Genomic DNA, 25759 nt, shown 5'->3' on the forward strand with positions numbered 1-25759 from the left:
AAGTCAAGTTTGATTTTGCTTAAAATAGCGTAGCTTTGTAGCGGCATGATCTCAAAATTTATTTTCAATAATCAGTATCTTTTTGATGAGCTTCCCGACTGTGACAAGGAGATGCTCAAAAGAGCCATGCAGAATAAGAATTACCGTAAAAATGAAGCCATTTTCACAGATGGAACCATCCCTACAGGAATTTTTTATTTAAAAACAGGTAAAGTAAAAAAATATAAAGTAGATAACGACGGCCGGGAACAGATTATCTATATTTACAATACCGGCGAGTTTTTTGGGTACTCTGCGATTTTAAGCAATGAGTCCTACGGAGATACCACCCAGGCTATTGAAAATTCTGTCATCGCTTTTATATCCAAAGAGGATTTTTTAAAGATCCTGGATCAGTCGGTTGTCTTTTCGAGATTATTGTTAAAAAGCCTTAGCCATGAATTCAGTGTTATGGCCAATCTGATGACCGTTCTGTCTCAGCGTACCGTAAGAGAGCGGGTAGCGTTAAGTCTTTTGATTCTGCATAAAAAATACCATTCCAATACTCCTGAGGAACACGTATATATTTCTCTGTCCCGCACTGATCTTGCCAATATGGTAGGCACAGCCAATGAAACCCTGGCAAGAATACTTCATGATTTCAGGCAGGACGGACTTATTGTGATGGACGGCCGTAAAATACAATTAACAGATTTAAAGCAACTTATTCATATCGCAAATCTTCACTGAGTTGAATACCTGTGTATCGAGGAATTGAGTGTTCATTTTTTATACAGTTTTTAAATTTTATCTATAATTTTATAAAATAATTCATTCATGTTCAGGCATAAAGGAAAAGGGCGTACCTATTCCCATAATCTAAAACTGGCTTCCATCTTATCCTGTGTGGCAGGATTGGTAAATATTACCGGCGTACTTGCAGTGAATACACTGACGACCAACGTTACCGGGCATTTTGCTTTTTTCTCAGAACAGCTGTTCCTGGAAAATTATAAGATGGCTTTTATTTATTTATTTTACATCCTTTTCTTTTTGTTGGGAGCTTTTGTTTCAGGAGCCGTTATGGAATGGGCATCCAAATCAAGATTTCATACCTCTTACATTATTCCTATATTCATTGAAGTGGCTATCATGCTTGCCATAAGTTGTATGCCTGATACACTGCTTAAGGAAAATCCTTCTTTCCGCATTGCTGTTTCGTCTGCACTTCTTTTCACGATGGGACTACAAAACGCCCTGGTCACCAAAGTATCTCAATCTGTTGTAAGAACCACCCATCTTACCGGGCTTTTCACCGATCTCGGCATAGAGCTTTCACAACTGCTGTTTTACCGCGAAAAAAGAGATCAGATAAGATTACATAAAAGTGTTTTTTTAAAACTCATGATTATCAGCGGATTCTTTATCGGTGGAATAATCGGTGGGTTTACATTTCAGCGTTTCGCACTCAAAACCCTTTTACTTCCTGTTGCTCTGTTGCTGTTTGCTTTGTGGTACGATCATCTTTTATTTAAATATTATCATTTTAAAAGAAAATTCAGGCATCATGATTAGCTGAATTTTAAAATCATGTTAAAAAAGTCCTTTCAAAGAGAAAGGACTGAAAACACTTTATCCGGAACATTTCGCTTCATCTTTTTTTACGCCTATTTTATTCAGGATCATATACATCAGGCACCAGCCGGTAAGTGCATGAATCCACATATTGATTCCGACAAAACCTGTCAGCCAGAACCAGTTTGGGTTACTATAAATTCCCAAAAGCAGGCTTCCTAAAATGAAAGTTCCTGCTATGGCATGTACAATTCTTGTTTGCATATTTTATTCTTTTATTTACAATGATTTTTCCAGTGAAACGCCTGCGATATGAACGTGGGAAAAATTTTCCTGTTCCGAATTGAGGATTTCTATCTTTTTATATATTTCATCAACAAACCCATCTTCCGCAAAGACTGTAAAAAGTAAGGAATCTACCGATAAATGCTCTGTGGAAAACCATCTGTCGACATCATTGCCATTATTTTTGTATCCTTTTACCGATTGATATGAGAAAGTTTTTACGCCGGAATGTTTAAGAATATTGATCACCTCTGTTTCAAATTCTTCTATTGCTGTGATTAATAATAGTTTCATAAGATATATGTTTAATTGGAAACCTCATATGTTTTAAAATCTATGAGGTTTCCTGGTTTTTATGCTTCAAAAAATTTGTCCTCAGAATCGGGATTTTTCTCCCATTTTTTTCTTTCCGTGATGTAATAAACCAACGGAACCACGATCAGCGTAAGCAAAGTAGAAACGATCGCTCCAAACACCAGTGAAATGGCCAGTCCCTGAAAAATAGGATCAAAAAGAATGATTACCGCTCCGATCACTACGGCACCTGTTGTCAGCAAAATCGGCGTTGTTCTTACCGCTCCGGCTTCGATGATAGCCTGCTTGATAGGGATACCTTCTTTGAGACGGATTTCGATAAAGTCGATCAAAAGAACGGAGTTCCTTACCATGACACCCGCCAGAGCAATCATTCCGATAAAAGAAGTTGCGGTGAAGAATGCACCCAGCAGCCAGTGTCCCAATACAATCCCAATCAACGAAAGCGGAATCGCAACCATCATGACAATCGGTGTTTTGAAATTCTGGAACCAGCCGACAATCAGCATGTAAATAATGATAATCACGACCGCAAATGCAGTTCCTAAATCCTTGAATACTTCTAAGGTAATCTGCCATTCTCCGTCCCATTTCACGGTGTAATTGCTCTCATCTTCAGGCTGATTCATATACAGTTCATTCATTGAATAACCATTCGGAAGCTGGATTTTTTTTAGCTTTTCATCCATCCCCAAAATCGCATAAGCCGGACTTTCCAGTTTTCCCGCCATATCAGCAAGAACATAAACAACTCTTTTCTGGTCTTTTCTGTAAATGGTTTTATCCAGTTCTTTTTCTTGCACTTTTACAAGGTCTCCTGCAGGAACCATTCCCATCTGTCCTTTAATTTTCAATCCCGTAATATCCTGAATACTGGCTTTATCAGCATTTTTAAGTTTCATGACAATATCCACCGGATCGTTGGATTTTTCATCGTAAAGATTCCCTATAGGATATTCTCCCATCAGATAGGTCATATTCCCCACAATCTGTTGAGGAGCGATACCGTTCAGCATTGCTTTTTCTTTATCCGGAACAAGCTTGAATTCCTTCTGTGGCGCTTCTACCATCCAGTCGATATCTACCACATCATCAGTTTTCTTTAAAATATCTTCAACCTGTTTCGCTACTTTTATCTGCCCTTCATAATCCGGTCCGTAGATTTCTGCAACAATCGTTGAAAGAACCGGCGGTCCGGGCGGAACTTCCACCACTTTTACATTCGCATCATATTTGGCAGCTATTTTCTGAATCTCGGGACGCATTCTTTTAGCCACATCATGACTTTGCGCATCGCGGTCTTCCTTATGCAGAAGATTAACTTGAATATCTGCCGTATTGCTGTTCCCGCGCATATCATAATGACGAACCAGACCATTAAAGGTAATCGGAGCAGATGAGCCCACATAATTCTGATAATTTACGACTTCCGGAACAGTTTTCAGGTATTGTGCAATATCCTGCGTAACGGCCGAAGTTCTTTCCAGCGTTGTTCCTTCCGGCATATCGATCACCACCTGGATCTCATTTTTATTATCAAAAGGAAGCATTTTTACCGCTACCCATTTGGTGAAAAACGCTGCAACAGAAATCAGTAATAAAACCACAGTAACCGCCATCATTGTCCATCTTTTTGATTGTGAATCCAGAAGTGGCTGTTCAATTTTTTTATAGATCCTATAAATTATTCCTGTTTCAAGGCCCTGCTCTTCATTATGATGTTGCTCATCTTTTACCTTTAATAAATGATAGCCCAGATACGGTGTCACTGTTAATGCCACAAAAAGGGAAAGCAGCATTGCAATAGAAGCTCCGATAGGCATCGGCGACATATAAGGTCCCATCATTCCGCTTACGAATGCCATTGGCAAAATCGCAGCAATCACGGTAAATGTTGCTAAAATGGTAGGATTTCCCACCTCGTTAATGGCATAAATTGCAGCCTGCTTAAACGGCAGCTTCTTCATGTGAAAATGCCGGTGCATATTTTCAGCGATGATGATACTGTCATCCACCACGATTCCGACTACAAAAACTAATGCAAATAGGGTAATTCTGTTCAGCGTATATCCTAAAATATAGTAGCTGAATAAAGTTAAAGCAAACGTCAACGGAACGGAGAAAAATACAACCAAACCTCCTCGCCATCCCATTGCCAGCATTACCAGAACCGTGACGGCCAAAATCGCAATACCAAGGTGCATCAGTAATTCTGAAACTTTATGGGAAGCTGTTTCTCCATAATTTCTCGTCACTTCTACGTGTACATCATCCGGGATTAAATTTTTCTTTAACACATCAACCTTAGCAAGAATCTGCTCAGAAATTTTCATGGCATCAGATCCTTTCACCTTGGAAACAGAAACCGTAACCGCAGGATATTCTGATTTGAATTTTTTGCCGTTTTCTACTGCATTTCCATATCCGAAACTCACATAATTGGCAGGGTCAGAAGCACCGTCTTTTATGGTTGCGACCTGTTTCAAATATACCGGCATATTCTGCGAAGTTTCTATGACGAGATTCTCTACATCTTCTGCAGAATTGAGAAATTGTCCTGTTGTTAAAAGATATTCCGAATCACCGGAATCAAATTTTCCGGATTGGGAACTGCCGTTATTCGCCTGAATCATCTGCATTACAGAAAGTGCATCTACATTCAGCTCTGCCATTTTATCTTTATCTAAAACGACTTGTAACTGGCGATTTCTGCCGCCTATAGTTTTGGTAAGAGAAACATCTTTTATTTTTTTGATTTCAGAAGATAATTCCTCTCCAATCTGGCGAAGCTGAAAATCATTGTAATTAGCGTTATCACTCCACAAAGTCAGTCCGAGCATAGGGACATCATCAATAGAACGAGTTTTCACCATCGGTTCCATCACGCCTTTCGGGAACATATTTTTGTTCTTCATCAGCTCATCGTAAAGCTTTACATAAGAACGTTCCGTATCTTCTCCTACATAAAACTGAACGATAATCATAGCCTGTCCGTTCATCGCCAACGAATGAATGTGTTCTACCCCTTTGATATTGGAAATAATCTTTTCCAAAGGCTTTACCACACGGCTTTCAACCTCTTTCGGGCTTGCTCCGGGATAGCCGACCATGACATCCGCCATCGGAATGATGATCTGCGGTTCTTCTTCTCTTGGTATTAGTGTGGAACTGTACACTCCGATAATCATCAAAGCAATCATCAACAGAATCGTTAATTTTGAATTGATGAAAAACTCGGCGATACGTCCTGCGAATCCTTTTTCCATAAAAATATTTTTTTTAATGTAACAATGTAGAAATGTAACAGTATAACAATGATCTGTAAAAGAGGAATTGCTACATTACTACGTTGGTACATTGGTAAATTGTTACATTATTTTATTTGAACTTTTACCCCGTTATACAATTTCCCGGTTGAAGAAACGATGTACGATTCTTTAGGGTTTAAACCTGAAAGGATTTCTACCTGATCTCCGATTGTTTTACCCGTTTTCAGCCATCTTAAAACTGCCGTATTCTGTGAACTGAATACATATACACCTGTAAGCTGACCGTTTTCTACCAAAGCCATTTTAGGAATCATCATACCTTCCTGAAAACTCTGATTGATTTTACCTGAAGATCTGAAAGGAAACTGTACGTTGACAAACATTCCCGGAAGCAAACCGGAGGCGTTGTGAATATTGATTTTGACCATATATTGCCCGCCGGTTTGAGCAGATGACTTGCTGATTTCTGAAACGGTTCCGGAAACAGTTTTATTTAAAGATTTCAACGTAACCTCAACCGGCATTCCGTTGGAAATCATAGCGATATTCTGCTCAGAAACCAGAACCTGCGCCTGCAAAGATGACGGTGATTCTATGGTGAGCAAAGGCATTCCCGGGCTTGCCATATCCCCCTGCTCCGCGAATTTCGCTGTAATTGTTCCTGAAATTGGTGCTGTAACGTTGGTATAACGGTATTGCGCACTGACTTCGTTTTTCATCTGCTGTGCTGCCTGCAATCCTGCCTGTGCCATTTCATAACGGGCTCTCATATCATCCAGCTCTTTCTGGGAGGCGCTTTGTGATTTATACAAATTCAGGAATCTTTCGTAGTCTTTTTTAGCAATATTGTAGCTGGCTCGTGCCTGTACAATATTTGCAGAAGCCTGCCCGCCTTTTGCCTGAATATCTGTAGCATTGATGCTTACCAAAAGCTGGCCTGCATTGACGTTTTGTCCCACTTCTGCCTTCATTGAAGTGATGTAGCCCATCATTCGGGTAGAAATATTGACGGAATTTTTGGCAACCAGTTTTCCACTTGCTGTGGCTGATGAGCCTTCCGTGCCTGCAGTTGTACGGCTTACCGTAACTGAAACGGGTGCATCTGTATTCTGTGCAGATTTTTTCTCTTCTGAACAGCTTCCCAACAGAAGTGTACTGAGAATAAAGGTTAAATAAAGGTATGTTTTCATTATTAAATTTTTTCTTTTTATTTATTTCCACAGGTTCCACCTGCGGCTATTGTTATTGAACCCTTCGGATTCTGGCTTCGGTACATTATTTTCTCAAAAACTTCTCATATTCGCTGGCGACGTTGTACTCGAAAATGGTCTGCTGATATTCCAGTTCTTTTTGGGACATCAGGCTCTCTGCGGAAAGAAGGTCGGAGGATTTTTCCAAGCCCTGATCGTAACGGTTTTTGCGGATTCTGTAGGCTTCTTTGCTTTGTTCCCAAGCCTGTTTCGTGAAATTTATCTTCGATGCGGCATCTTCAATCTGGCGGCTGGCTTTGTTGAGTTCCAGCTGGCTTTGCTTGGAATACTGCTCGATTTCGGTCTGTGCTCTGGAACGTTCTGCTTTGTATTTTTCCTGTTCGCTTTTTGATTTCAGTCCGTCAAAAACATTCCAGGAAAGCTGGATTCCTGCGAGATAGCCATTGGCATTGAATTGTGCGATCTTATTGTCATACATCTCAAAACTTCCGAATGCATTGAGTTTAGGAAGAAATTTTGCTTTTGAAGATTTTATCATCCAATCGTAAGCTTCGAGCGATTTGTTGTAAGCCTGTAAATCTTTACGATTCTGATTAAGCTTTGCGCCGGAATCTGTAATGTATTCTGTGTATTCAAGCGTTTCTGAGGGTTTCAGGATTTTGTTTTCTGAATTTTCATCCAGAAGAAAATATAAATAATCGGAAGCGTTCCTAATGTTTGATTTTGCGGTCTGAATCTGACTTTCTATTTCGCTGATGCGTACCTCCATATACAGCACCTCGGATTTCTGAATCATCCCGTTTTTGTAATAATTTTCAATTACTTTTTTGTTGGCAAGCGTTGTTTGTTTTGCATTTTCAAGCGTTTCAAGCATTTTGTAAGCGAGCTGAAGCATCATATAAGATTTTTTCAGCTCAAACTGAACATACTCTTTGGTTCTTTCGGTTTTAATGTTGAGCGCATCAACTTTTACTTGGCCTGCTTTTTTCTGATACACCGCATCCATATTGATGATCGGTTGTTGTACCTCTATTTTTGTGGCAAAATTGGAAATGCTTTTCGGATTATTTAGATTATCGGGATTGAAATCCATCATCGTAATTCTTTCCTGATTGAGCTTAGTACCAAAGGCATACAACGGATTATTGGTATTCGAAAAAGTGTAAGAAGCATTCACATTCGGAAGATACATTGCACGCGTTCCCAAAAGCTCGGCTTTTGCCAGTTCCACTTCTTTTTTCGCCATTTTTACCTGAAGATTATTGTCTATGATTTTATTTTCCAGATCCGCTTTGGAAATAGAAATAATCTCCTGCGAAAAAGCTTCGGAATAGGTCGTGAATAATAAAATAAGTATGGCTATTTTTCTCATTTCTCTAATTTTAAAGCAAAATTAGACTGCTGAAGAATCTCACACAGTAACCAACATCACATAAGCCTGTTTTTCTCGATCGAGCATAAAAAAACCGCCCATAAAGAGCGGCCACTATTAAGAATATGGAAATACTACATCAGTTTTATCTGCGGAATCATCGTAATTTTTGATTTCACGGAATTGGATATCAAACAATTGGCTTCAGATTTCTGAAGAACCCTTTCTGCCTTTTCTCGTTCGGATTCGTTTTTAATAGTAACAACCGGTTCCAGAATCACTTCTGTCATCAGGAATTTACCTTCCACCTGTTCCAGTTTTCCTTTAGATTTACATTCAAAACCTGAAAATTCGAGTTTTGAGTTTTCTGCTATCGCCAGAAAAGTCGTCATCAGGCAACTGCTTACTGCTGCGGTGAAAAGGTGCTCCGGAGACCAGATTCCTTCCATTCCTTTCGGAAATTGCGGCGGAGTGGCTACTTCTATATTTTGGGTCAGTTCAGGAGAAGTCATTTCACCTTTACGGTCATTTTTCCAGTGTACGTCTACGGTATAATAATGTGCTTCCATTGTTTTATATTTTATTGTTTAAACTTGCCCAGCCGCCGCCGTTATGTACATTTTTATAGCCATTATTCTGAAGAATATTTTTCGCAGAAGCACTTCTCATCCCGGAAGCACAACACGTAATAATGGTTTTCTCTTTATTTAATTTTGAAAGATTTTTCTCCAGCTGATCGACAGGAATATTTATGGAATTCTTAATATGTCCACCTGCATATTCGCTTTTGCTTCTTACATCTACAATCACGGCACCTTGTTTTACAAGATCCGAGTAGTCGGTTTTATCCATCCCGAAAAGGTTTTTTATGGCATCTAACATTGTATTGATTTTTAAATTGATAATACAAAGGTATGCGTAGAAAAGAAACCCGTCAGTGATAAAGGTTACAATAGGGTAATTTTATTTCGGGAAAGTTTTATTTTGCCGTCGGTTTCAATCTGTTTGAGAACGCGGCTCACCGCTTCCCGTGTAATTCCGAGTTCGTCGGCCAGCTGCTGATGGGTTACATTAAGTTCTTTTGATTTGTATAATTGGGCTTTCTGGTTCAGAAGATGTAGCAGTCTTGTATCTGCTTTCTGGAAGGCAACAGAATTTACCACTTCCAGCAGATCTTCAAATCTTCTTTGATACAGGCCGAAGATAAAATCTGTCCATTCAGGGTATTTCCGTAGCCATTCTTTGGACTGCTGCAGGGAAATCATCAGAATTTCTGCATCTTCCTCCACCACAACTTTTACTTTTGAAGTATCTTGGGTAAGCCCGGAAAGAATGGAAGAAATACAACTTTCGCCCGGCGTGAGATAATAAAGAAGAATTTCCCTTCCGTCTTCTTCAGTCCGGATCACTTTAATACTCCCCGAAACCACCAGCGGAATATAATGGATGTACGAATTGATATCTAAAATAACGGTTCCGGCCGGAAACAGCTTAAGGTTTTCGTTTGATGCAATTTCTTTTTTGAATTCCGGATCTGATATTTTGTTGATATTCATACTCAAAGATAAATATAATTAACAATAACTTTTTAAGTTTAAATTATGCATCTGCTTAAAATTTAATTAACCGCAAAAGCTACAAAAGATAATACAATGTAATGATTAGTATATTCAAAGTTCTCAAAAGAATAAAAATCAAAGATTTTTTTTAAAACTATTGTGACCTTTTTTATTTAAAGTAAATGATTACAAATAAAACTTTTTAAACCTGCCTTTTGTGGCTCGTGTGGTTAAATTTAATATATGTTTAAACAGTTAAAAAAAACCGACTGCAAATACAGCCGGTTGGATAAATTGGATAATGAAAAATATTTTCTGTTTACAACAATTCGATCAATTCATTCTACATAACAGAAAGATAAATTATTTTTAACAGCCTTGCAGATAATCTGATAGGTCTATCTGCCCGCTTTTTGTTTAATTTCTTTAAAGTTTTAAAAAGAACCGACTGCCAATAAACAGCCGGTTCAACGGAAGAGATCACTCTTCCTTTCTAAAAACACTTAATACACATTACTTACTCCTGAAGCTTTTTTATACTTCGCTTCATTGATCTTATATTCTGCTTTGGCATCCAGAATCTCAGATTTCGCCTCCTGCCAAAGAACCTGAGCTTTTAATACTTCCTCTGCCACAACGGTTCCTGCGTCATACCGGTCCTGATTCAAACGTAGATTTTCCGTAGCCTGAACAAGAGATTTTTCAGCAAGCTCAATACGTTTTACCGACTGATTGAGCTGCATCACTGCATTCTGAACTTCCAGCACCAGGAGTTCTTTCGTTTCTTCCATTTCAAGCTTTTGGGCATTGGTTTTATACTGCTGTTCTTTTACTTTCTCCTTTCTTGCCCCCCAGTCATAAATCGGGATACTCACAGACAACATTCCCACAAATCCCTGCATATTGTTTTTCATATTAACAGGATTAACATTTTTACCAAAACTGGAGAATCCTATCCCTGAAAGTGCAACGGTAGGCTTCCGGTCACCGTCAAGCAATTTTTCCTGAAGCTCATTCATTTCTACCGCTTTGGCAAGAATGGAAAGCTCGGGCCGGTTCGTTGGCTGCAGCTGACTGTCTGCCAGAACACCATCAAAACCGCCGCTTACAGCATCCTCCACGTCAAAATCAGAATTGGGAAGTCCTGCGATCTGGGCAAGGTTTAACTTGGCAATGCTGAGACCATCTTCTGCACGTTTCAGGTTGAGCTGAGCCTCGTTCTGCTGAACTTCTACTTTCAACAGATCATTTTTATATGTCAGACCCGCGTCAAAAGAATTCTTCACATTGGTATGCAGCTGATCCAGAAGCCTGATGTATTCTTTGGCCAGTGCTATTTTCTCCTTGGCATTTACAATTTGCCAGTATATGGTTTCTGCAGAGAGTTTTATCTCTTCTTTGGTAAGGTTTTTCTGCGCCATCTGCAGATCTACAGCCGCTGAAGAAATCTTTTTCCCGGTTTCTACCTTTCCACCGGCATACAGAACCTGGGTAACATTCACATTGGCGCTTCCCAGTACTTCCGGCAACAGGTTGGAAAGCGGTTTGGAGAAGTAATATCCTCCTACACTTCCGTCTACGGTGGGTTTTCCTCCTGCTTCAGAAGCCGTTCTGGAAGCTTTGGCAGCTTCTATGTTCTGTTGCGCTTTTTTGATCTTCTTATTGTTCTCTAATGCCAGGTTTTTGACTTCATCCACAGAGATCACGCGCTGTTGCGCCTGAAAACTGACCGCTGCGGTGAACATCAGCACCAGAACTATTTTTGATATTGTATCGTATATGATTTTCATTTTTTTTACATAAAGGTTGCCCTGTAACAATAAACGAAGGAGCTTATGAACAAGAAATTATACAGGACAACCGGTTAAAAAATTTGATTATAATTATTCGTGATGAGGTTTGGGTTTATATAAAATAACCTCGTCGTCCAATTGATCTTCAGGGGTTTCGTCTTTAGGTACAGGATCTTTCAGAAGCTTGTAATACATCACCGGAACAATGAAAAGCGTAAAGATCATCGAGAAGATAAGCCCGAAAGCCAACACACTTCCCAAAGGTGCCCACATCGGGGATTTACCCAGGATCATCGGAACTACGCCTACCGCAGCAGCAGCTGAAGTAAGGAAAATAGGACGCATTCTACGTTTAGCCGCCGCCATAGCAGCTGCTTTGTGCGTATATCCATGTTCACGGATGAGTTCATCCGCATAATCTACAAGGATGATCCCGTTTCTTACCACGATACCGATCAAGCTGATAATTCCCATAAAGCCTGTCATTCCTAATGGATTCCCGGTAATGAAAAGTCCTAAAAAGGCTCCGAAAAGACTCAGAAGGAAAGTACACAGGATAATGAGTGCCTTTCCAAGACTCTTGAACTGGAACAACAGCGTAAGGAAAATCAGGATAAGGCTCACGGAAAGCGAGAGCATCATTCCCGGTGTGTTTTCCAACGTTGATTCTGCGTCACCACCGTATTGAATGGTCGTTCCTGCAGGCAATGCAAGCGCATCAATTTTAGGCTGGGCATCTTTCAGGATTCGTGATGGCTTCGGTCCCAATTGGGCCTCTGCAAACACACTGGTGTATTTGATTCCGTTCCTTCTTAAAATTACCCCTGTATGCCATTCCGGCTGTAATGTCGCCACTTCCTTCAGCGGAATCTTTTCTCCGTAATAAGACTGTATGTGAAGATTTTCCAGGGCATTCATATCTTTTCTGCTTACGGAATCATACCTCAAAAAGATATCAACCGGCTTATCCCCTTCCCATAAGGTCGATACGGAATATCCTTTCAGTCCGGCTCCGAGCGTTTGGGTGATGGCCTGATTGGTTACGCCCAGACGATTGGCTTTTACATCATCCACATTCAGCTTTACGCCCATATAATCGTACTCGCTGCCAAGACGTACATTATTGGTTCCGGGTGTATTTTCAAGAATCTTTTTCACCTCAAGGGCCACTTTACGCTGATCGGCTTCATTATCACTTACGACACGAATCTCAATCGGTGAACCTTCCTGAAAGCTGAGCTGCTTCACCTTAATATAGCCATCCGACATAAAGTTTTTCAGCTTTTCCAGATATTCTTTTGCCATTTCATTCGTTGCATCGTTGCTCACGGTCGTAATGAAAACCTGGGCAAAATATCTTTTAGGAGATTCCGGGGCATACGTCGTATGGAAACGAGGCGAGCTCATCCCTACAAAGCTGGTGACATCCACGACGCGATTGTCTTTTTTAAGGATCTTTTCAAGCTCTTTTACCTTAGCTTCCGTTTTCTCAAGTGAGGTCCCGTTAGGCATCCAGACTTCCATATTAAACTGGTTTCTTTCGCTGAGCGGGAAAAACTCCGGGTCAACTTTGGTCGCAATAAACAAGGCGCTAACAATCGATAAAATGCCTATAAACATAGTTGTCTTAGGCCATTTGAAGGCCAATCCTACCCCATTATCAAAAGCCGACTGAAGGTGATCCAGCATATTTTTCTTCGGAGGTCTTTCACTTACTTTGTGCTTTAATCCTTTTTTAATGAATACATAACAGGTGTAAGGAGTAAGGAACAGGGCAACAAGCATTGAAGTTATTAAAGCAATGGCTACAGTAATAGGCAGTGAGAACATAAAGTCTTTTGCGATCCCTTCCATAAATAAAGCCAGTGGGGCAAATGCGAAGATGATCGCCATCGTTGCCGTAAAGATCGGGAGTGCCAGCTGCTGGGCTGCCTGCCAGGCTGCGGTCCACGGGGTTAAGCCTTCATCCAGCTTTTCAATATAGTTGTCGACGACCACAATGGCATTGTCCACCACCATTCCGAGGACGATGATTAAAGCCGCAAGGGTTACCTGATGAAGTTCCAGACCTACGATCTGCATGAGCCCAAATGTAATCACGATAGAAATAGGTGCTGCTGCAGAAGCCACACCGGCTACCCGTATAGGAAGCAATAGCATTACCACCAACACCACAGAACCTATCGCCATCGCAAATTCAACCATAAAATGACTGATGCTTTCTCCAACCGCTTCCGGCTGATTCACTATCGTCTTCATATGGATATCCGGCGGGAAATCTTTCTGAATATCCTCAATCTTTTTCTCCACCTCTTTTCCGAAGGCTACGATATTGTTCCCGGGCTGCATATCAACAGTAAGAACCATTGCCTTTTCATCACCTACCCTTACAAATGAGGAAGGTTCTTCAAACCGTCTTTCAAGGTCAGCAACATCCTTCAGGCGTACCACGTTGCCTGCCGGGGTGGTGTAGACAATCTGCTCTGCAATATCAGACATATTTTTGTACCGGCTGTTGGTATAAACCGGAATGATGGCATTGGAACCTCCTGATATTTCTCCATTATATCCGGTAACGTTCTGCTGCTGTATGGCATTCACTAACGTATTAACTCCAAAACCGTACTGCTGAAGCTTCTGGTCATTGATTTTAATATAAATCTGCTGTCTCTGTCCACCAGACCTATTGATCTTGGAAACAGTAGGAATTACCTTTAACCCATCTTCCAGCTTATCGACATAGCTTTCGATCTCAGCATATGATCTTTCTTTGGAAGACACCGAGATAATCATCGCCGTTACATTGGCAAAATTACTGTTGATAAATGGTCCTACAACACCGGCAGGAAGCTTCGGACGAAGATTGGCATCCATATCAAGCTGAAGCGTGTGCCAAAACTTTTTACGGTCTTTCACATCGGAATTCATTTCTACGGTGAAGAATACCTGCCCCTCTTTAACCTCAGCTTTTACTTTTCTCTTTTTAATCTCTTCAAAGGAGAATAGGTACTGTTCTATTTTTTTGGCTACTTCTTCTTCTACCTGGTGCTCATCGGCTCCGGGATATAAAGCATATACCGCAGCTACAGGCATGTCGATGCGCGGGTTTTCGCTTCGGGGCATATTCATAAGAGAATTGATTCCCATCACCATCAACAGCACCACCAGCACGATCACCACCTGCTTGTGCTTCATCGCAGCTTCCAGAAAATGCACTTTTTTATTCGTCATTTCTTTCATTTCTTTTTGAATTAAAACTTAACCGGTTTGCCATCTTCAAGACGTGTCTGCCCGGAAACGACTACCTGGTCATCCGGAGCCAGTCCGCTTTTGATGATGACATCGCTGGTACCTGCCATATTCTGCATTTCCACTCTCTTTTTAAAGGCGGTAGCACCATTCTTGGCAGATTTTACGGTATAAACGTAGCTTGAACCATCAGGACTTTTAAGTACGGCCTGAGCAGGGAGGATAATGGCATCTTTGCTTTTCCCGGTATTGATGTTGATATCCGTAATCATCCCCGGCAGGATCTGCCCACCCGGATTATCGAGACGGATCTTGACGGTGTACGTTCTGGAATTGTCATCCGCCTGAGGATTGATGATCGTGATATTCCCGTGAATCGTACGGTTGAGACTTGGAATGGAAACTTCTACAGGATCTCCTATTTTAAGAGAACTGATCTCGTTTTCTGTGATGGATGCAGCCGCATACACTTTATCCGTTTTCACAATCGTAAATGCCGGAACTCCGGGTGCTGCTGTGGCGCCGGCTTCGGTTTGTTTTTGGGAAACAATACCTGAAAATGAAGCGTAAAGCCTGGTATCTCTAAGGTTTTTCAAAGCAATGTCCCGATTGGCTTTAGATTGTGCCAACGCTACTTTTGCGGCGATATAATCTCTTTCCGGTAAACTTTTTTTAAGATAAAGCTGGTTGAGACGGTTGAAATTGTCCTGGGCCTGTTCCATTCCCGCGCCGGAAACGGCCAGGGCATTCTGATAGGTACTTGTTTCAATGGCCGCCAAAAGCTGACCTTTGGATACGCGCTGACCTTCCTGAACATATACCGCAGTCACACGCCCGGAAACTCCAAAGCCAATACTCACACTGTTGTCTGCCAGGATATTTCCACTGTAAGAAAATGTTTCAGGGCGGGAAACCATCTCTATTTTCTGCACGCCAACCTTTACAGGCTCAGCCTTGACTGCAGGCTGTTCTTTTCCGCCACACGCTGAAAGAAGCAGCAGACTTCCTAATAAAAAAAGACTTTTCGTTCTTTTGACTATCATAAAATAAATTTTTACCGTTAAAGAGAATTCAATCGTAAATTGGTTCACCATGCAAATTTGAGGGAAGGAAAAACATAATAAAAGGTCTGTTTTTGGCTCATTTTGGTCTAAAACGAAACGCTATTGTAGTATATATTCAGCTTGTATTTAATAATATAAATATCAAAGAATGGTGGCTTCGAGCTACCTTAGCCACCAGGAATTTCACGCTCTACTCCCTCCCACACATTCTGAACAGCGAAGGGAAGTGAAGAATCTCTGGGTAGTTATTAAACACCATGCTCGCAATGTTTTATTTTAAAGAATCATATATATTTTCCGTTCGCAAAGGTACTTCGACAGGCTCAGCATAAACTATAACGCTCAGCAAATGATAGCAGCGTAGGTGATGCGCACCATTCCTTGAACACGGAGCCCACGAAGGTTTCTTTTTACAGGAGGCGCATAAGTTTCACAAAGCCGTTCCACTTATATAAGTGCTCAGAGAATACCAAAAGTCTTCAATTCCAATGGTGGCTGAGGCGACTCGAAGCCACCAGTCCTTCCAGTGTACGCGGGCCTTCGAGTGGCCTAAGGCCCCGCCAGTCGACTACCTTTCGTCGTTCCATAGAAAATTCCATATTCATATACTCCAAAACCCTAAAACTCTCCCACAAAAAAACTCCGGCCGGGAAAGATTTCCAAACCGGAGTATCACATTGATGAAAATACCCATCTTTATGTTTGTTTTTAGAACAAGGTGATTGCTTGCTCCCTTGCAATCATCTTGCCAGCCTCGTAGCAAGACCCTTGCTAGCTCCCTCACAATCCTCTTGTTTGCACCGAAGCAATCCCCTTGGTCTTACGCTACCGTCAGTTGCTTATCCAGGGTAGCAGTACGTGGCTCTTTTAAAGATTGGCTGCCCGAATACTGCGTCAGCACTTCAATAGTATAAGTTCCTGCTGCTAGTTCAGGAATCACCACCATAACCTCCGAAGGATTGTTCGTTACGATATCACTTTGCTCTACTTTGGTTCTTTCCTGTGTTATAGCATCTACAAAATAGACTCCTACCGAAGCATTATCACCGGTGACTTTAATCTTGCTGCCCACAATTTTCAGGTTTCTGCCCGGAGTAAGAAGGTCATTCACTGAACCGCTCTTCACGTCCGTTACCTGTAAAATTGCGGCAGAAGCCTCTGCCACACCCAGGATTTCGACTTCAATGTTTGGAATCTCTGCCCTCAGCTTTTCTCCCTGGTTGAACTGGAAAATAATGCTGTGCTTATCTTTGTTAAATGTCTCTGACGGACTGTCGAATACCCCTCGGATGGTGGTATTGGCCGTGAAGTAACCGGTATTGATGGAATACCCATCACACAATTGATACGCCATCTCTTTTAAGAAAAGCTCTGTGGCATGTTCCATCGCCGAAGCGGATATATCTGCCCCGCCACGATTGGCTGCTGACTGGCAGATCTGCTGTACATTAAGACTTCGTTCACTTGCTGTGCGTGCGGTGAAATCATTGGGATTGTCTTTGGTTAAAACGTTATCATACAGATACGCTTTGATTCTGTGAAGAATTGTTGCCATTGCTTGTTTATTTTTAAATGGTTGTTATTAAATCCTCACAGGTTTTTGGAAACCTGTGAGGATTGGAATTGATTTCTTAATTAACTCACAGATTTCAAATCTGCGACATCGGTCTTACAATTCTTGTATAGAAAACCTGTTAAAGTCTGCAGTATGGATAGTTTTTGAAGAAGAAGCTCCGAGATAATATATGAACTTAATTGCATCTCCTGCAACCGCTGATAATGTAACGCTTGTACAGGCTCCTCCATAATATGATGCAGAAGTAGGGGCCGCCCAATAGCCGACCACCTGTACAATTCCATTTTTAGCAACTCTGATAGAAAATTCTTCGCCTTGATTCCATAATGAGCTTGTTGTAAGTCCACAAAGGCTAAATGAGTAATTGCCGTTTCGTGATACATTAAAAGTATTGGAAGCAAAGTCGTTATTTTGGTCAAAGCTTTCAGTAGCTGCAAATATTCCTCCTCCATTGTTTAAAGTTTGTCCTGTAGTTAAATATCCATATACCAATGATTTTTTAACGGTGCTTGTCAATGTATTCCAAGAAGAACCATTACTATACTCAATTAACCCTCCACTGTTGGTTGAATACCTTATTGCTCCTGGACCGGCAGCGCCTGCAGATTGGGTAGTTTCTCCAATAGCAATAGCACCATTTCCAGGAGAAGAGCTACCTGGATTTGTTCTTATATCTAACTTTGTATTAGGTGTTACAGTACCAATTCCCACATTTCCATTGCTGTCAATACGCAGCCTTTCAGTCCCTGCAGTTTTTATAGCTAAAGAGCCATCTGAATTGGCTGTCCCTCTCATAAATTCAAATCCTTCTGATAAAGCACCATTTGCACCATAGGCCTGACCGAAGGTATTCGTAATGTCTCCAGGATTGCTTGTTGTATTTCCTGTTGATGTTTTGAGTATAAAACTAGAGTCCATTCCCGATGCTGGTCTTGATAATATCGCATTTTTTGTAAATGCTGTTCCGGCACTTACTACGTCTAATGTCGCTTCGGGAATAAGACCTACCCCCACTTTGCCACCAGAAAAAACGTGACTTGCACCATTCTCAGAGACATAGCTTAGGTTGGTATCATCCCAGCCTATATAACCAAGGCGGGTATTATCTCCCTTTATTACTTCCATATACCCTGTGTGGGAAGTATCTGCAGGTGTTAGACGTATCTTTCCAGAGTTATCAGCCGTTTGAACAACCAATAATCCTCCCCCCGATATTTTCAATGAATTTCCTGCGGTATTCACCGTTCTGGTACTTGTTAATGTTCCATCTGCATTATAAAGATTAGGAGTATTGCCGGTTACGATCTTCTGCCAAATACTGCCATCGAAATAGTAGTATCCCGGAGCGGTAATATTGGCCGTTGCCCCAGCGGGAGCTGAATCTGCGACGGTTGCATAAATGATGAGTCCCTTCTGGTTTGATCCATACACTGGTGTGGGTGTAGCTGTAGTGGCTGCACGGATCTGGTCGCCGGTTAATTGCGGGATGATCAATCCTTCAGGTTTGGTTCCGTTGGTTTTGGCGGTAATATCGAGGGTTGCTTTTGGGGAAGTGTTATTGATCCCCACTTGAGCGAATACTGTTGTACTGAAAAGCAGAACAGCTGTTGTAATTAAATGTTTCATTGTTTGTATTTATGTTTGTTGTTTGTACTTTTTAGTCTTTGTTATTTGAACACTAAGTGCACTAAGATTTTTTTTATCTATGATGTGTTTTAAGTTTCACAAAGGCGTTGCACTTATAAGAGCTACACTGAGTTTTTAGTGTCGGAGGGTTTTAGAGTTTGAGCGTGGGAGAGTCCTGGTGGCTGAGGTGACTCGAAGCCACTATTTCCCCTCTCAAACCATCCCATATTCCCCTCCAACCCTAAAACCCTCCCACTCTCAAACCCTCCGACTCAATAATAGCTTCGACAGGCTCGTCACTTCGAGTAGATTTTGAAGAAATCGTATCAAGAAGTTTGTGAGTTTGAGAATAAATTCATTCTCGATACATTTTTTCTTCACCTTGTTACGAAAAAACACTCGAATTGACGAAACACGAATGGCACTAATGGTTGAACACGAATTTCACAGATGTTATGTGATTTTCTTTGCTGAGATCCCTACGGGATGACAAACAGAGTGGATAGTGAATGACCATTTGCTGCGCAGGAAAATCAAAGATTTTCAAAACTTATGTGTTCTTTTTGTTTTCAAAGTTGTAACCATATATCTTATGTGACTGATGTGTTAAAAAACTCTTGTGCCTTATGATTGAAGCACAGGCGGAGGACGACCGAAATGATTGATCGTAATAGGTTTAAGCTGAAAAGTATGAGAAGTGATATGAACATGTTTTTTCTCATCCCTTCTTGCGCTTGTAAATAGAAGAAAAAAAGATTGTATTAATTTCTGATGAAGCTTTACCGGAAAAGAGCTTCCGATAAAAGCTATTGAAGATGAATTAGAAAACAGTCCAAGACTGTGTTTGCCTGTTGGACAGCTTTTATAAAACAAATTATCCGTTGGATTACTTATTGACCTCGGATTGGAACTTCTTGAAGAGGACCTTTTAATAACAGTTTTGGACCACTTTTTAAAAGAATCGTTTCTTAAGTTCTGACCGGAAATATATATTGGAGATTCTGCATATAAATAGGAGTCTTTGGATACAAAGACTACAGAATCGGAGGATACAAAAGTTTGAGCGCTCAACAATGATGAAACTATGACCACAAAAAAGCACAGCAACACCACGCGAAAGCGTTTGAGGGAGAGGGTTTTAGAGGGGATCATTTGTAGTTTCATTATTTTGTGTAAAAAAGTAGTCTAGGTTAGACTACTTTTTCACATAACAAACTGACCAATATAAAACGTCGTAAAAAACAGATGAAAAACGGTGCGAAATTCCGGTTGTTTTGCTCCAAGAATTTGTAACGAACAGATTTATGATACAAAAAAGCAAGAAATTAGAAAACAATATCTTAGTGTTTGGAGGTAAAGAGAATTTGTTTACATTTGTAGCTGAAAAAAGTAGTCTAACCTAGACTACTTTTTTTGTGATGTTCTACCGTCCCTCAGGAAAGTGCATCAATAAAGGAATCTACACTGCTAAAAGCTCGTACTAAAAGAGTTCTGTAATGTTAAGATACCTTAATTAAAACATTCTCTCTGATCTCAGGAACCTAAACTAATACAAGGCGCCTTGTTCAGATTCTGACCAGTTTACACCGAATTCAGACCTTTTTTATTAACATTTCACTACAGAAATTTGCATTATTAACCAATATGAAAGGTAATGCATGAAGAGCCGGGCCATATCTGCAACCAGTAAGCTGATTGATAAAAAAGAGGTTTGGGAAATGATCACAGATATTGACCACTGGAGTGAATGGGATTTCAACATTGAACATTCAGAATGTATTGAAAATAAAGCCGGACAAGTAGGCTTATTTAAAGTGAAACACCGCAGTTTTTTTATAACAGCAAAAGGTGTTGTGGAGGAATTCAGGCCTTACGAGCGTTTCACATTCCGAATCCGGCTTGCGGGAGCCAGACTGTACAGAAAATATGTAATGGAAGATACAAAGGAAGGATTGAAAGTGACGATTATTACTTCTGTTTCGGGGTTTCTGGGTTGGCTATGGAATGTATTGGTGGTAAAAAGAATAGTGAGCGATACTCCGGAAGATCTTACCATAATCATTGAACAGATAAAAAAACAGGTATGAAAAACAATGTGCTTTTTAAAACAAAATTCAGAAAAATTATAGATGCTTTCTGGCTTAGGGAAGATATCCTGGAAACCATTCCCAACTGCCAATGCGAATATCTGGACAGCAGCTTCAGACTTTTAAGCGTATCTTCTGAAACTTTATTTTCCGAAAATGAGCTTAAGCCGGTATTTGAACTGTATAAAACAGAATTTTCTATTGTAGAACGCTATATTTCACAAGCAGGGACTGAACATCCGAGCCGGATTGTATCCAGATAATTCATCGACACCTATCTGAATTTGTTTCAGGGTTGCGGCTTATTTATTAACTTTACTAACGTTCATATCAAATTGTTGTATGGCTCATAAAGATATTGTTTTCCATAACATACACGATCTTTTTAAGATCATTGATAAAAACGGGGATTCCCCAAAAACCAACAGTGATTTCTTTATCATCAGGGAATCTCATGATCTTGATGAAAATTCTTATGCCTATCCCTTCAGAACAGATAATTGCGCCATTATGCTGATCACGGAAGGGGGAGGAAATATACAGATTAATCTTGAAGAAATATACATCAAAAAAGATGATATTGTTATTATCACCCCCAATTCAATTATTCATCCGGCCAACAAAGGTTCCTACGCCAGGGCAAAGGGTATTGTTTTCAACGATTCTTTCATACAAAAAAATATCCGTCACATGCATTATATCAATGAGATCGTATTCTTTTCTGAAAGAACCACTCCTATCCTGCATCCCGGCATCGATGAAAGGGAAACTCTGAAATTCCTGATCGATAAAATCAGTATGGCAGACGAACAGAATAATTACTATTCAAAAGACATCATCAACCATTATTTCAACGCATTACTTCTGGAGCTGATGGTATTATACCGCTATAGCGATGCAAGAATGATCGATCCTAAAACATCAAGAAAAAAGGATATGATCAATCAGTTTCTTGTTCTGCTTTCTGAACATTCCAAAAAAGAGAGAGCAGTGGAGTTCTATGCTGAGAAACTTTTTGTAACCCCAAGCTACCTCACGCGTATCGTGAAGGAAGCTTCCGGGGAATCTACCCGTACGATTATTACCAATTCGGTTATTATTGAGGCTCGTGATCTGCTTCTGAATTCTAACCTTTCGATCACACAGATTGCAGAAAAGCTTAATTTCAGCGACCAGTCTTTCTTTGGCAAATTCTTTAAAAAGAAAATGAAAATGTCTCCTAAAATGTTTAGGGCGAAGAATAAGTGAGAATTTATTTTTCATCAGATATTTAAAATTCATATTACTGCCTTAAAAAGTAGCCGTTTCATCCTTTAGTTTTCCAGTTTCGGCGTTTTATTTATTCATCGAATTTAATATTTTGCGTTCTTTGTATCAATGATTAAGAACGAGAGAAAAATATATATTTACAGTGCATTACTGATCACTCTGGTAGCTAATTCAGCGAAGCTGATGGCGCTTAATACTGATGGAATTATTGCTCGTTACTGGCAGTTCAATATCTGGGAATATGCTTTCCAGTTTCTGTACAATATGGTATTCTGCATGACTTTGCTGCATCTTAATCTTTCAGAAGGAAAGCTCTTTAGCAGATACAGGGAAAAACAGCAGTGGCTGAAGCTCTATACCTTCAACGCTTTGTTGGTAGTGGCCGCTATTATTCTGGGAAGCTTCCTTCACTCCCTGCTTTTTGGAGCTTTGCATCTTCCAAGAGTGAGAGTTAAGGGATATTTTGCCCGGTTTTTACTCAGCAGTGTCATGGTTGCCGTGGTCATTCGCCTTATTCTTCTGATGCGTGAGAGCAAAAATAAAGATCTCATCAATGAACAACTGCATACCGCTTATCTTCAGGCTCAGCTGAAACTCCTCCAGGAACAGCTTAATCCACATTTTCTCTTCAATACGCTCAGCAGTCTTTCCGCTATTGTAAGGGAAGATCAGCATCTTGCACAAAACTATATTCTGCATCTGTCTAAAGTTTTCAGATATACGCTGATGCATTCAGGGAACGATATGGTAACGATGGATACCGAACTTCAGCATCTGGAATCTTACATTCATCTGGTGAAAATGCGGCTGGAAAATACTTTTCAGATTCAAATTAATATAAGCCGGGATATTTTAGATAAAAAAATGCTTCATTTATCACTGCAGCCATTGGTGGAAAATGCGGTTAAACATAATATGGCTACAGTTTTACATCCTTTAATCGTTGATATTTACGGAGAAAATGGCTGGCTCGTTGTCCGGAATACTCTTCAGCCCGTCGCCAGTGAAGCAGAAAGCACCGGACTTGGCCTTACCAACCTGAATGAAAGATACAGGCTACAAACACTGCATGAGATAGAAATTCATCAAACTGCAGAATATTTCATGGTAAAACTCCCGCTATTATGACCCAGAATCTCCGCATCATACTGATAGAAGACGAAGCGGCAACCGCAAGAAATCTTGAATATATCCTGAAAGAAATTAATCCCGGTATTGAGGTTATCGTAACGTTACAAAGCATCACAGAATCTGTAGATTGGTTCAACGGTAACAATAGTGATTATGATCTGATATTTTCTGATATAAGATTGTCGGATGGGCTGTCATTTGAAATTTTTAAGCAGCTAGAAATTAGAAAACCCATTATTTTTGTTACGGCGTATAATGATTATGCGATAGAAGCCTTTCGGAATAATGGTATTGATTATGTTTTAAAACCGTTTGACAAGGAAGAAATACAGAGAACTCTCCGGAAATATAATACACTGATCGCTACCGGCATTAAAATGGAACAGACTAAAACTGAAGCTTTACTGCAACAGCTTGAGTCTGTAACGAAGCGTTATAAAAAATCTTTCCTGATCCACTATTGCGGAAGACTGATCCCGGTAGAAGCCGCAAAAATCAGTTGGTTTTATACGGCCAACGAAATTGTATATGCCCACACGACGACCGGACAAAAATATACCGTAGAATTTACCCTGGAACAACTGGAACGAGATCTGGACCCGGAACTATTTTTCAGGGCAAACCGTCAGTTTATTATTAACCGGAATACCATAGATACCGTGGAATATTTTTTCAACGGCAGGCTTTTAATCAAAATTTATCCATCACCACAGGAGCAGATCATAGTGAGCAAGGCAAAAGCAATGGCGTTTAGAAAATGGCTGGATCAATAATCAATTTCACCACTTGATTTAGGCGGTTCACCGTTTTTTATTGTAACGGAATCTATCGCTATTGCTACATTTGTTCTATTAAAAAACTAAAACTTCCGAGATGATTCTAAAAACAAGAAAACAAATTTGTCTTATCGTAACAGCTGTTACGTGTATGGCATTTACGCCCCTGGCGGCGCAGTCGAAAAGTCTGAAGGACAGCACTCCCGAACAACGGGCAAAGATGCAGACCGAATGGATGAAAACGAAACTGGCTTTAAATTCCACCCAAATCCAGCAGGTATATGATCTTAACCTCGAATATGCCAGGAAAAATGATCCTATTCTGCAAAGCAATGATGGCAAGCTGGCTAAATTCAAAAAGCTGAAAGCTTTACAGAAGGAAAAATCCTCCGTTCTGAGTAAAGTTCTGAATGAAGAACAGTATAAAAAATATCAGGAAATAAAAGATCAATTAGTACAAAACTTTAAAAACAAAAGAAAATGAAAAAATTATTATATCCATGGGTAATCATGATATTCATTACCGCTTCAGCATGCTCTCAGAATACCGATAATACTGATAATGGTGAAGCTCTATTGCAAACTAACTCCGTCATCAGCCTTCGGGGACCTATACAGAAACCGACTTCCGGATATGGCTCAGATGGCAGTTATGAAGTGGCGGAAATTAATTTTGACAATCCGCAGTATGAAGGCACTCAGGTTTCGATTTTCTATCCGCAGGGGATCACTTCCCCCAGACCTACCATATTCTTTTCACATCCCTACGGTGGTGAGGACAAATCTTACAATATAGAATTGTACAACTTTATTGCAAAGAAAGGTTACGTGGTGGTATTTGTACCTTACCGCACGATTGATGTAAGTATAGATCATCGTTACCAGACTCTCTGGCAAGGTTTTGTAAAGGCTGCTGCCGATTATCCGAACATTATCGATACTCTAAAAGTAGGTTTCATGGGACACTCTTTTGGGGGTGGCGCAAGCATTGATCTTGCTTACAAAGCATTTACGGAAAAAGGATGGGGGCAAAATGCACGTTTTTTGTTTACTATGGCACCCTGGTATTCTTTTAACTGGAATAGCCCGCTAACAACCCAACAGCAATTGCAGAATTTTCCGGCCAATACAAAAATGATCACCCAGGTGTATGATGAAGATGATATGAATGATCACCGTATGGCCATCGATATTTTTAAGAATATCAATATTCCTAACAGTGAAAAAGATTTTATTTATTTTAAATCATCGACTGTTGACGGATACAATTATGTAACGGATCATGTGATGCCCAGTTCCCGTCAGGTTTTTGATGCATTAGATTATTATGGAGTCTACCGCCTTTTGGATGCCATGATGGACTATAGCTTTAACGGAAATGCCAGTGCTAAAAATGTAGCTTTGGGTAACGGCTCAGCAGCACAAATTACCATGCCTTCTTCCAATGGGCAAGCCATGGCTCCCCTTGAAGTTACGGATAATCCGACTCCTAAATATCTGCAAATTAAATATGAGTTTCGTTGTGGCAGCAGTACCAACCCACGAACTGCTTACTGCAATTAAAAGAAATTTAAAACCAGCTTTTCTTAAACTAAAAACCCGCTCTAAACTTTCGTTTAGAGC

23 protein-coding genes are annotated in these 25759 nt (G+C 40.3%); 9 read left to right on the plus strand and 14 right to left on the minus strand.

Annotation, left to right across the window (positions count from 1 at the left end; all coding sequences use genetic code 11):
- Nucleotides 1–45 precede the first annotated feature (45 nt).
- Together ACWNCI_RS10335 and ACWNCI_RS10340 are read left to right on the plus strand one after the other, a co-directional pair.
- Nucleotides 46–729, plus strand: a complete 684-nt coding sequence (locus ACWNCI_RS10335; RefSeq protein ID WP_449388238.1) for a Crp/Fnr family transcriptional regulator — start codon at nucleotides 46–48, stop codon at nucleotides 727–729.
- Nucleotides 730–816: 87 nt separating this feature from the next.
- Nucleotides 817–1554 carry a YoaK family protein gene (locus ACWNCI_RS10340; protein WP_449388239.1) on the plus strand — a complete coding sequence of 246 codons (738 nt, stop codon included), beginning with the start codon at nucleotides 817–819 and terminating at the stop codon, nucleotides 1552–1554.
- A 57-nt stretch (nucleotides 1555–1611) separates the two neighbouring features.
- Here ACWNCI_RS10340 and ACWNCI_RS10345 read toward each other — a convergent pair whose 3' ends face one another.
- The 14 genes from ACWNCI_RS10345 to ACWNCI_RS10410 form a co-directional block, all read right to left on the minus strand.
- On the minus strand, nucleotides 1612–1818 hold the full coding sequence (locus ACWNCI_RS10345; protein ID WP_449388240.1) for a YgaP family membrane protein: 207 nt from the start codon (nucleotides 1816–1818) through the stop codon (nucleotides 1612–1614).
- A 15-nt stretch (nucleotides 1819–1833) separates the two neighbouring features.
- Complete coding sequence (locus ACWNCI_RS10350; RefSeq protein ID WP_449388241.1) at nucleotides 1834–2133, minus strand: hypothetical protein; 300 nt, start codon at nucleotides 2131–2133, stop codon at nucleotides 1834–1836.
- Nucleotides 2134–2192: 59 nt separating this feature from the next.
- Nucleotides 2193–5420: an efflux RND transporter permease subunit gene (locus tag ACWNCI_RS10355; RefSeq protein WP_449388242.1), complete on the minus strand. Its 3228-nt coding sequence runs from the start codon at nucleotides 5418–5420 to the stop codon at nucleotides 2193–2195.
- Between the two features lie 107 nt (nucleotides 5421–5527).
- Nucleotides 5528–6613: an efflux RND transporter periplasmic adaptor subunit gene (locus ACWNCI_RS10360; protein WP_449388243.1), complete on the minus strand. Its 1086-nt coding sequence runs from the start codon at nucleotides 6611–6613 to the stop codon at nucleotides 5528–5530.
- Between the two features lie 85 nt (nucleotides 6614–6698).
- On the minus strand, nucleotides 6699–8006 hold the full coding sequence (locus tag ACWNCI_RS10365; protein WP_449388244.1) for a TolC family protein: 1308 nt from the start codon (nucleotides 8004–8006) through the stop codon (nucleotides 6699–6701).
- 134 nt (nucleotides 8007–8140) lie between these two features.
- Nucleotides 8141–8575: an OsmC family protein gene (locus tag ACWNCI_RS10370; RefSeq protein ID WP_449388245.1), complete on the minus strand. Its 435-nt coding sequence runs from the start codon at nucleotides 8573–8575 to the stop codon at nucleotides 8141–8143.
- A gap of 4 nt (nucleotides 8576–8579) precedes the next feature.
- Nucleotides 8580–8888: a rhodanese-like domain-containing protein gene (locus ACWNCI_RS10375; RefSeq protein WP_449388246.1), complete on the minus strand. Its 309-nt coding sequence runs from the start codon at nucleotides 8886–8888 to the stop codon at nucleotides 8580–8582.
- 65 nt (nucleotides 8889–8953) lie between these two features.
- Nucleotides 8954–9562: a Crp/Fnr family transcriptional regulator gene (locus tag ACWNCI_RS10380; RefSeq protein WP_449388247.1), complete on the minus strand. Its 609-nt coding sequence runs from the start codon at nucleotides 9560–9562 to the stop codon at nucleotides 8954–8956.
- A 506-nt stretch (nucleotides 9563–10068) separates the two neighbouring features.
- A complete protein-coding gene (locus tag ACWNCI_RS10385) occupies nucleotides 10069–11355 on the minus strand; it encodes a TolC family protein (RefSeq protein WP_449388248.1) in 1287 nt (428 codons plus the stop codon).
- 93 nt (nucleotides 11356–11448) lie between these two features.
- Nucleotides 11449–14598: an efflux RND transporter permease subunit gene (locus ACWNCI_RS10390; protein WP_449388249.1), complete on the minus strand. Its 3150-nt coding sequence runs from the start codon at nucleotides 14596–14598 to the stop codon at nucleotides 11449–11451.
- Nucleotides 14599–14609: 11 nt separating this feature from the next.
- Nucleotides 14610–15650 (minus strand): efflux RND transporter periplasmic adaptor subunit, encoded by a 1041-nt coding sequence (locus ACWNCI_RS10395; RefSeq protein ID WP_449388250.1) that lies wholly within the window; start codon nucleotides 15648–15650, stop codon nucleotides 14610–14612.
- A gap of 841 nt (nucleotides 15651–16491) precedes the next feature.
- On the minus strand, nucleotides 16492–17226 hold the full coding sequence (locus tag ACWNCI_RS10400) for a DNA-binding domain-containing protein (RefSeq protein WP_449388251.1): 735 nt from the start codon (nucleotides 17224–17226) through the stop codon (nucleotides 16492–16494).
- A 114-nt stretch (nucleotides 17227–17340) separates the two neighbouring features.
- Entirely contained in the window at nucleotides 17341–18873 is a 1533-nt protein-coding gene (locus tag ACWNCI_RS10405) for a hypothetical protein (RefSeq protein ID WP_449388252.1), read from the minus strand.
- Between the two features lie 624 nt (nucleotides 18874–19497).
- A complete protein-coding gene (locus ACWNCI_RS10410) occupies nucleotides 19498–20037 on the minus strand; it encodes a hypothetical protein (protein ID WP_449388253.1) in 540 nt (179 codons plus the stop codon).
- A gap of 494 nt (nucleotides 20038–20531) precedes the next feature.
- Here ACWNCI_RS10410 and ACWNCI_RS10415 point away from each other — a divergent pair, with 494 nt between their 5' ends.
- From ACWNCI_RS10415 to ACWNCI_RS10445, 7 genes are all read left to right on the plus strand, one after another.
- Nucleotides 20532–20960 carry a hypothetical protein gene (locus ACWNCI_RS10415; RefSeq protein WP_449388254.1) on the plus strand — a complete coding sequence of 143 codons (429 nt, stop codon included), beginning with the start codon at nucleotides 20532–20534 and terminating at the stop codon, nucleotides 20958–20960.
- Nucleotides 20957–21223: a hypothetical protein gene (locus tag ACWNCI_RS10420; protein ID WP_449388255.1), complete on the plus strand. Its 267-nt coding sequence runs from the start codon at nucleotides 20957–20959 to the stop codon at nucleotides 21221–21223. The genes ACWNCI_RS10415 and ACWNCI_RS10420 overlap by 4 nt, the downstream gene beginning before the upstream one ends.
- A gap of 79 nt (nucleotides 21224–21302) precedes the next feature.
- Nucleotides 21303–22208: a helix-turn-helix domain-containing protein gene (locus ACWNCI_RS10425; RefSeq protein WP_449388256.1), complete on the plus strand. Its 906-nt coding sequence runs from the start codon at nucleotides 21303–21305 to the stop codon at nucleotides 22206–22208.
- Between the two features lie 129 nt (nucleotides 22209–22337).
- Nucleotides 22338–23357, plus strand: coding sequence for a sensor histidine kinase (locus tag ACWNCI_RS10430; RefSeq protein ID WP_449388257.1), 1020 nt, complete (start codon nucleotides 22338–22340; stop codon nucleotides 23355–23357).
- A complete protein-coding gene (locus tag ACWNCI_RS10435; protein WP_449388258.1) occupies nucleotides 23354–24133 on the plus strand; it encodes a LytR/AlgR family response regulator transcription factor in 780 nt (259 codons plus the stop codon). Before ACWNCI_RS10430 ends, ACWNCI_RS10435 begins: the two co-directional genes overlap by 4 nt.
- 100 nt (nucleotides 24134–24233) lie before the next feature.
- Complete coding sequence (locus tag ACWNCI_RS10440) at nucleotides 24234–24620, plus strand: hypothetical protein (protein WP_449388259.1); 387 nt, start codon at nucleotides 24234–24236, stop codon at nucleotides 24618–24620.
- A complete protein-coding gene (locus tag ACWNCI_RS10445) occupies nucleotides 24617–25699 on the plus strand; it encodes an alpha/beta hydrolase (protein ID WP_449388260.1) in 1083 nt (360 codons plus the stop codon). The genes ACWNCI_RS10440 and ACWNCI_RS10445 overlap by 4 nt, the downstream gene beginning before the upstream one ends.
- Nucleotides 25700–25759 lie beyond the last annotated feature (60 nt).

This window comes from Chryseobacterium lineare (assembly GCF_977014045.1).

Bases quoted from the DNA above. Each gene is read 5' to 3' on its own strand.
- ACWNCI_RS10400 (WP_449388251.1), bottom strand. From the start codon at position 17,226: ATGGCAACAATTCTTCACAGAATCAAAGCGTATCTGTATGATAACGTT.
- ACWNCI_RS10360 (WP_449388243.1), bottom strand. From the start codon at position 6,613: ATGAAAACATACCTTTATTTAACCTTTATTCTCAGTACACTTCTGTTG.
- ACWNCI_RS10350 (WP_449388241.1), bottom strand. From the start codon at position 2,133: ATGAAACTATTATTAATCACAGCAATAGAAGAATTTGAAACAGAGGTG.
- ACWNCI_RS10355 (WP_449388242.1), bottom strand. From the start codon at position 5,420: ATGGAAAAAGGATTCGCAGGACGTATCGCCGAGTTTTTCATCAATTCA.
- ACWNCI_RS10335 (WP_449388238.1), top strand. From the start codon at position 46: ATGATCTCAAAATTTATTTTCAATAATCAGTATCTTTTTGATGAGCTT.
- ACWNCI_RS10410 (WP_449388253.1), bottom strand. From the start codon at position 20,037: ATGAAACTACAAATGATCCCCTCTAAAACCCTCTCCCTCAAACGCTTT.
- ACWNCI_RS10440 (WP_449388259.1), top strand. From the start codon at position 24,234: ATGATTCTAAAAACAAGAAAACAAATTTGTCTTATCGTAACAGCTGTT.
- ACWNCI_RS10370 (WP_449388245.1), bottom strand. From the start codon at position 8,575: ATGGAAGCACATTATTATACCGTAGACGTACACTGGAAAAATGACCGT.
- ACWNCI_RS10430 (WP_449388257.1), top strand. From the start codon at position 22,338: ATGATTAAGAACGAGAGAAAAATATATATTTACAGTGCATTACTGATC.
- ACWNCI_RS10415 (WP_449388254.1), top strand. From the start codon at position 20,532: ATGAAGAGCCGGGCCATATCTGCAACCAGTAAGCTGATTGATAAAAAA.
- ACWNCI_RS10380 (WP_449388247.1), bottom strand. From the start codon at position 9,562: ATGAATATCAACAAAATATCAGATCCGGAATTCAAAAAAGAAATTGCA.
- ACWNCI_RS10405 (WP_449388252.1), bottom strand. From the start codon at position 18,873: ATGAAACATTTAATTACAACAGCTGTTCTGCTTTTCAGTACAACAGTA.
- ACWNCI_RS10385 (WP_449388248.1), bottom strand. From the start codon at position 11,355: ATGAAAATCATATACGATACAATATCAAAAATAGTTCTGGTGCTGATG.
- ACWNCI_RS10395 (WP_449388250.1), bottom strand. From the start codon at position 15,650: ATGATAGTCAAAAGAACGAAAAGTCTTTTTTTATTAGGAAGTCTGCTG.
- ACWNCI_RS10425 (WP_449388256.1), top strand. From the start codon at position 21,303: ATGGCTCATAAAGATATTGTTTTCCATAACATACACGATCTTTTTAAG.
- ACWNCI_RS10365 (WP_449388244.1), bottom strand. From the start codon at position 8,006: ATGAGAAAAATAGCCATACTTATTTTATTATTCACGACCTATTCCGAA.
- ACWNCI_RS10345 (WP_449388240.1), bottom strand. From the start codon at position 1,818: ATGCAAACAAGAATTGTACATGCCATAGCAGGAACTTTCATTTTAGGA.
- ACWNCI_RS10340 (WP_449388239.1), top strand. From the start codon at position 817: ATGTTCAGGCATAAAGGAAAAGGGCGTACCTATTCCCATAATCTAAAA.
- ACWNCI_RS10420 (WP_449388255.1), top strand. From the start codon at position 20,957: ATGAAAAACAATGTGCTTTTTAAAACAAAATTCAGAAAAATTATAGAT.
- ACWNCI_RS10390 (WP_449388249.1), bottom strand. From the start codon at position 14,598: ATGAAAGAAATGACGAATAAAAAAGTGCATTTTCTGGAAGCTGCGATG.
- ACWNCI_RS10435 (WP_449388258.1), top strand. From the start codon at position 23,354: ATGACCCAGAATCTCCGCATCATACTGATAGAAGACGAAGCGGCAACC.
- ACWNCI_RS10445 (WP_449388260.1), top strand. From the start codon at position 24,617: ATGAAAAAATTATTATATCCATGGGTAATCATGATATTCATTACCGCT.
- ACWNCI_RS10375 (WP_449388246.1), bottom strand. From the start codon at position 8,888: ATGTTAGATGCCATAAAAAACCTTTTCGGGATGGATAAAACCGACTAC.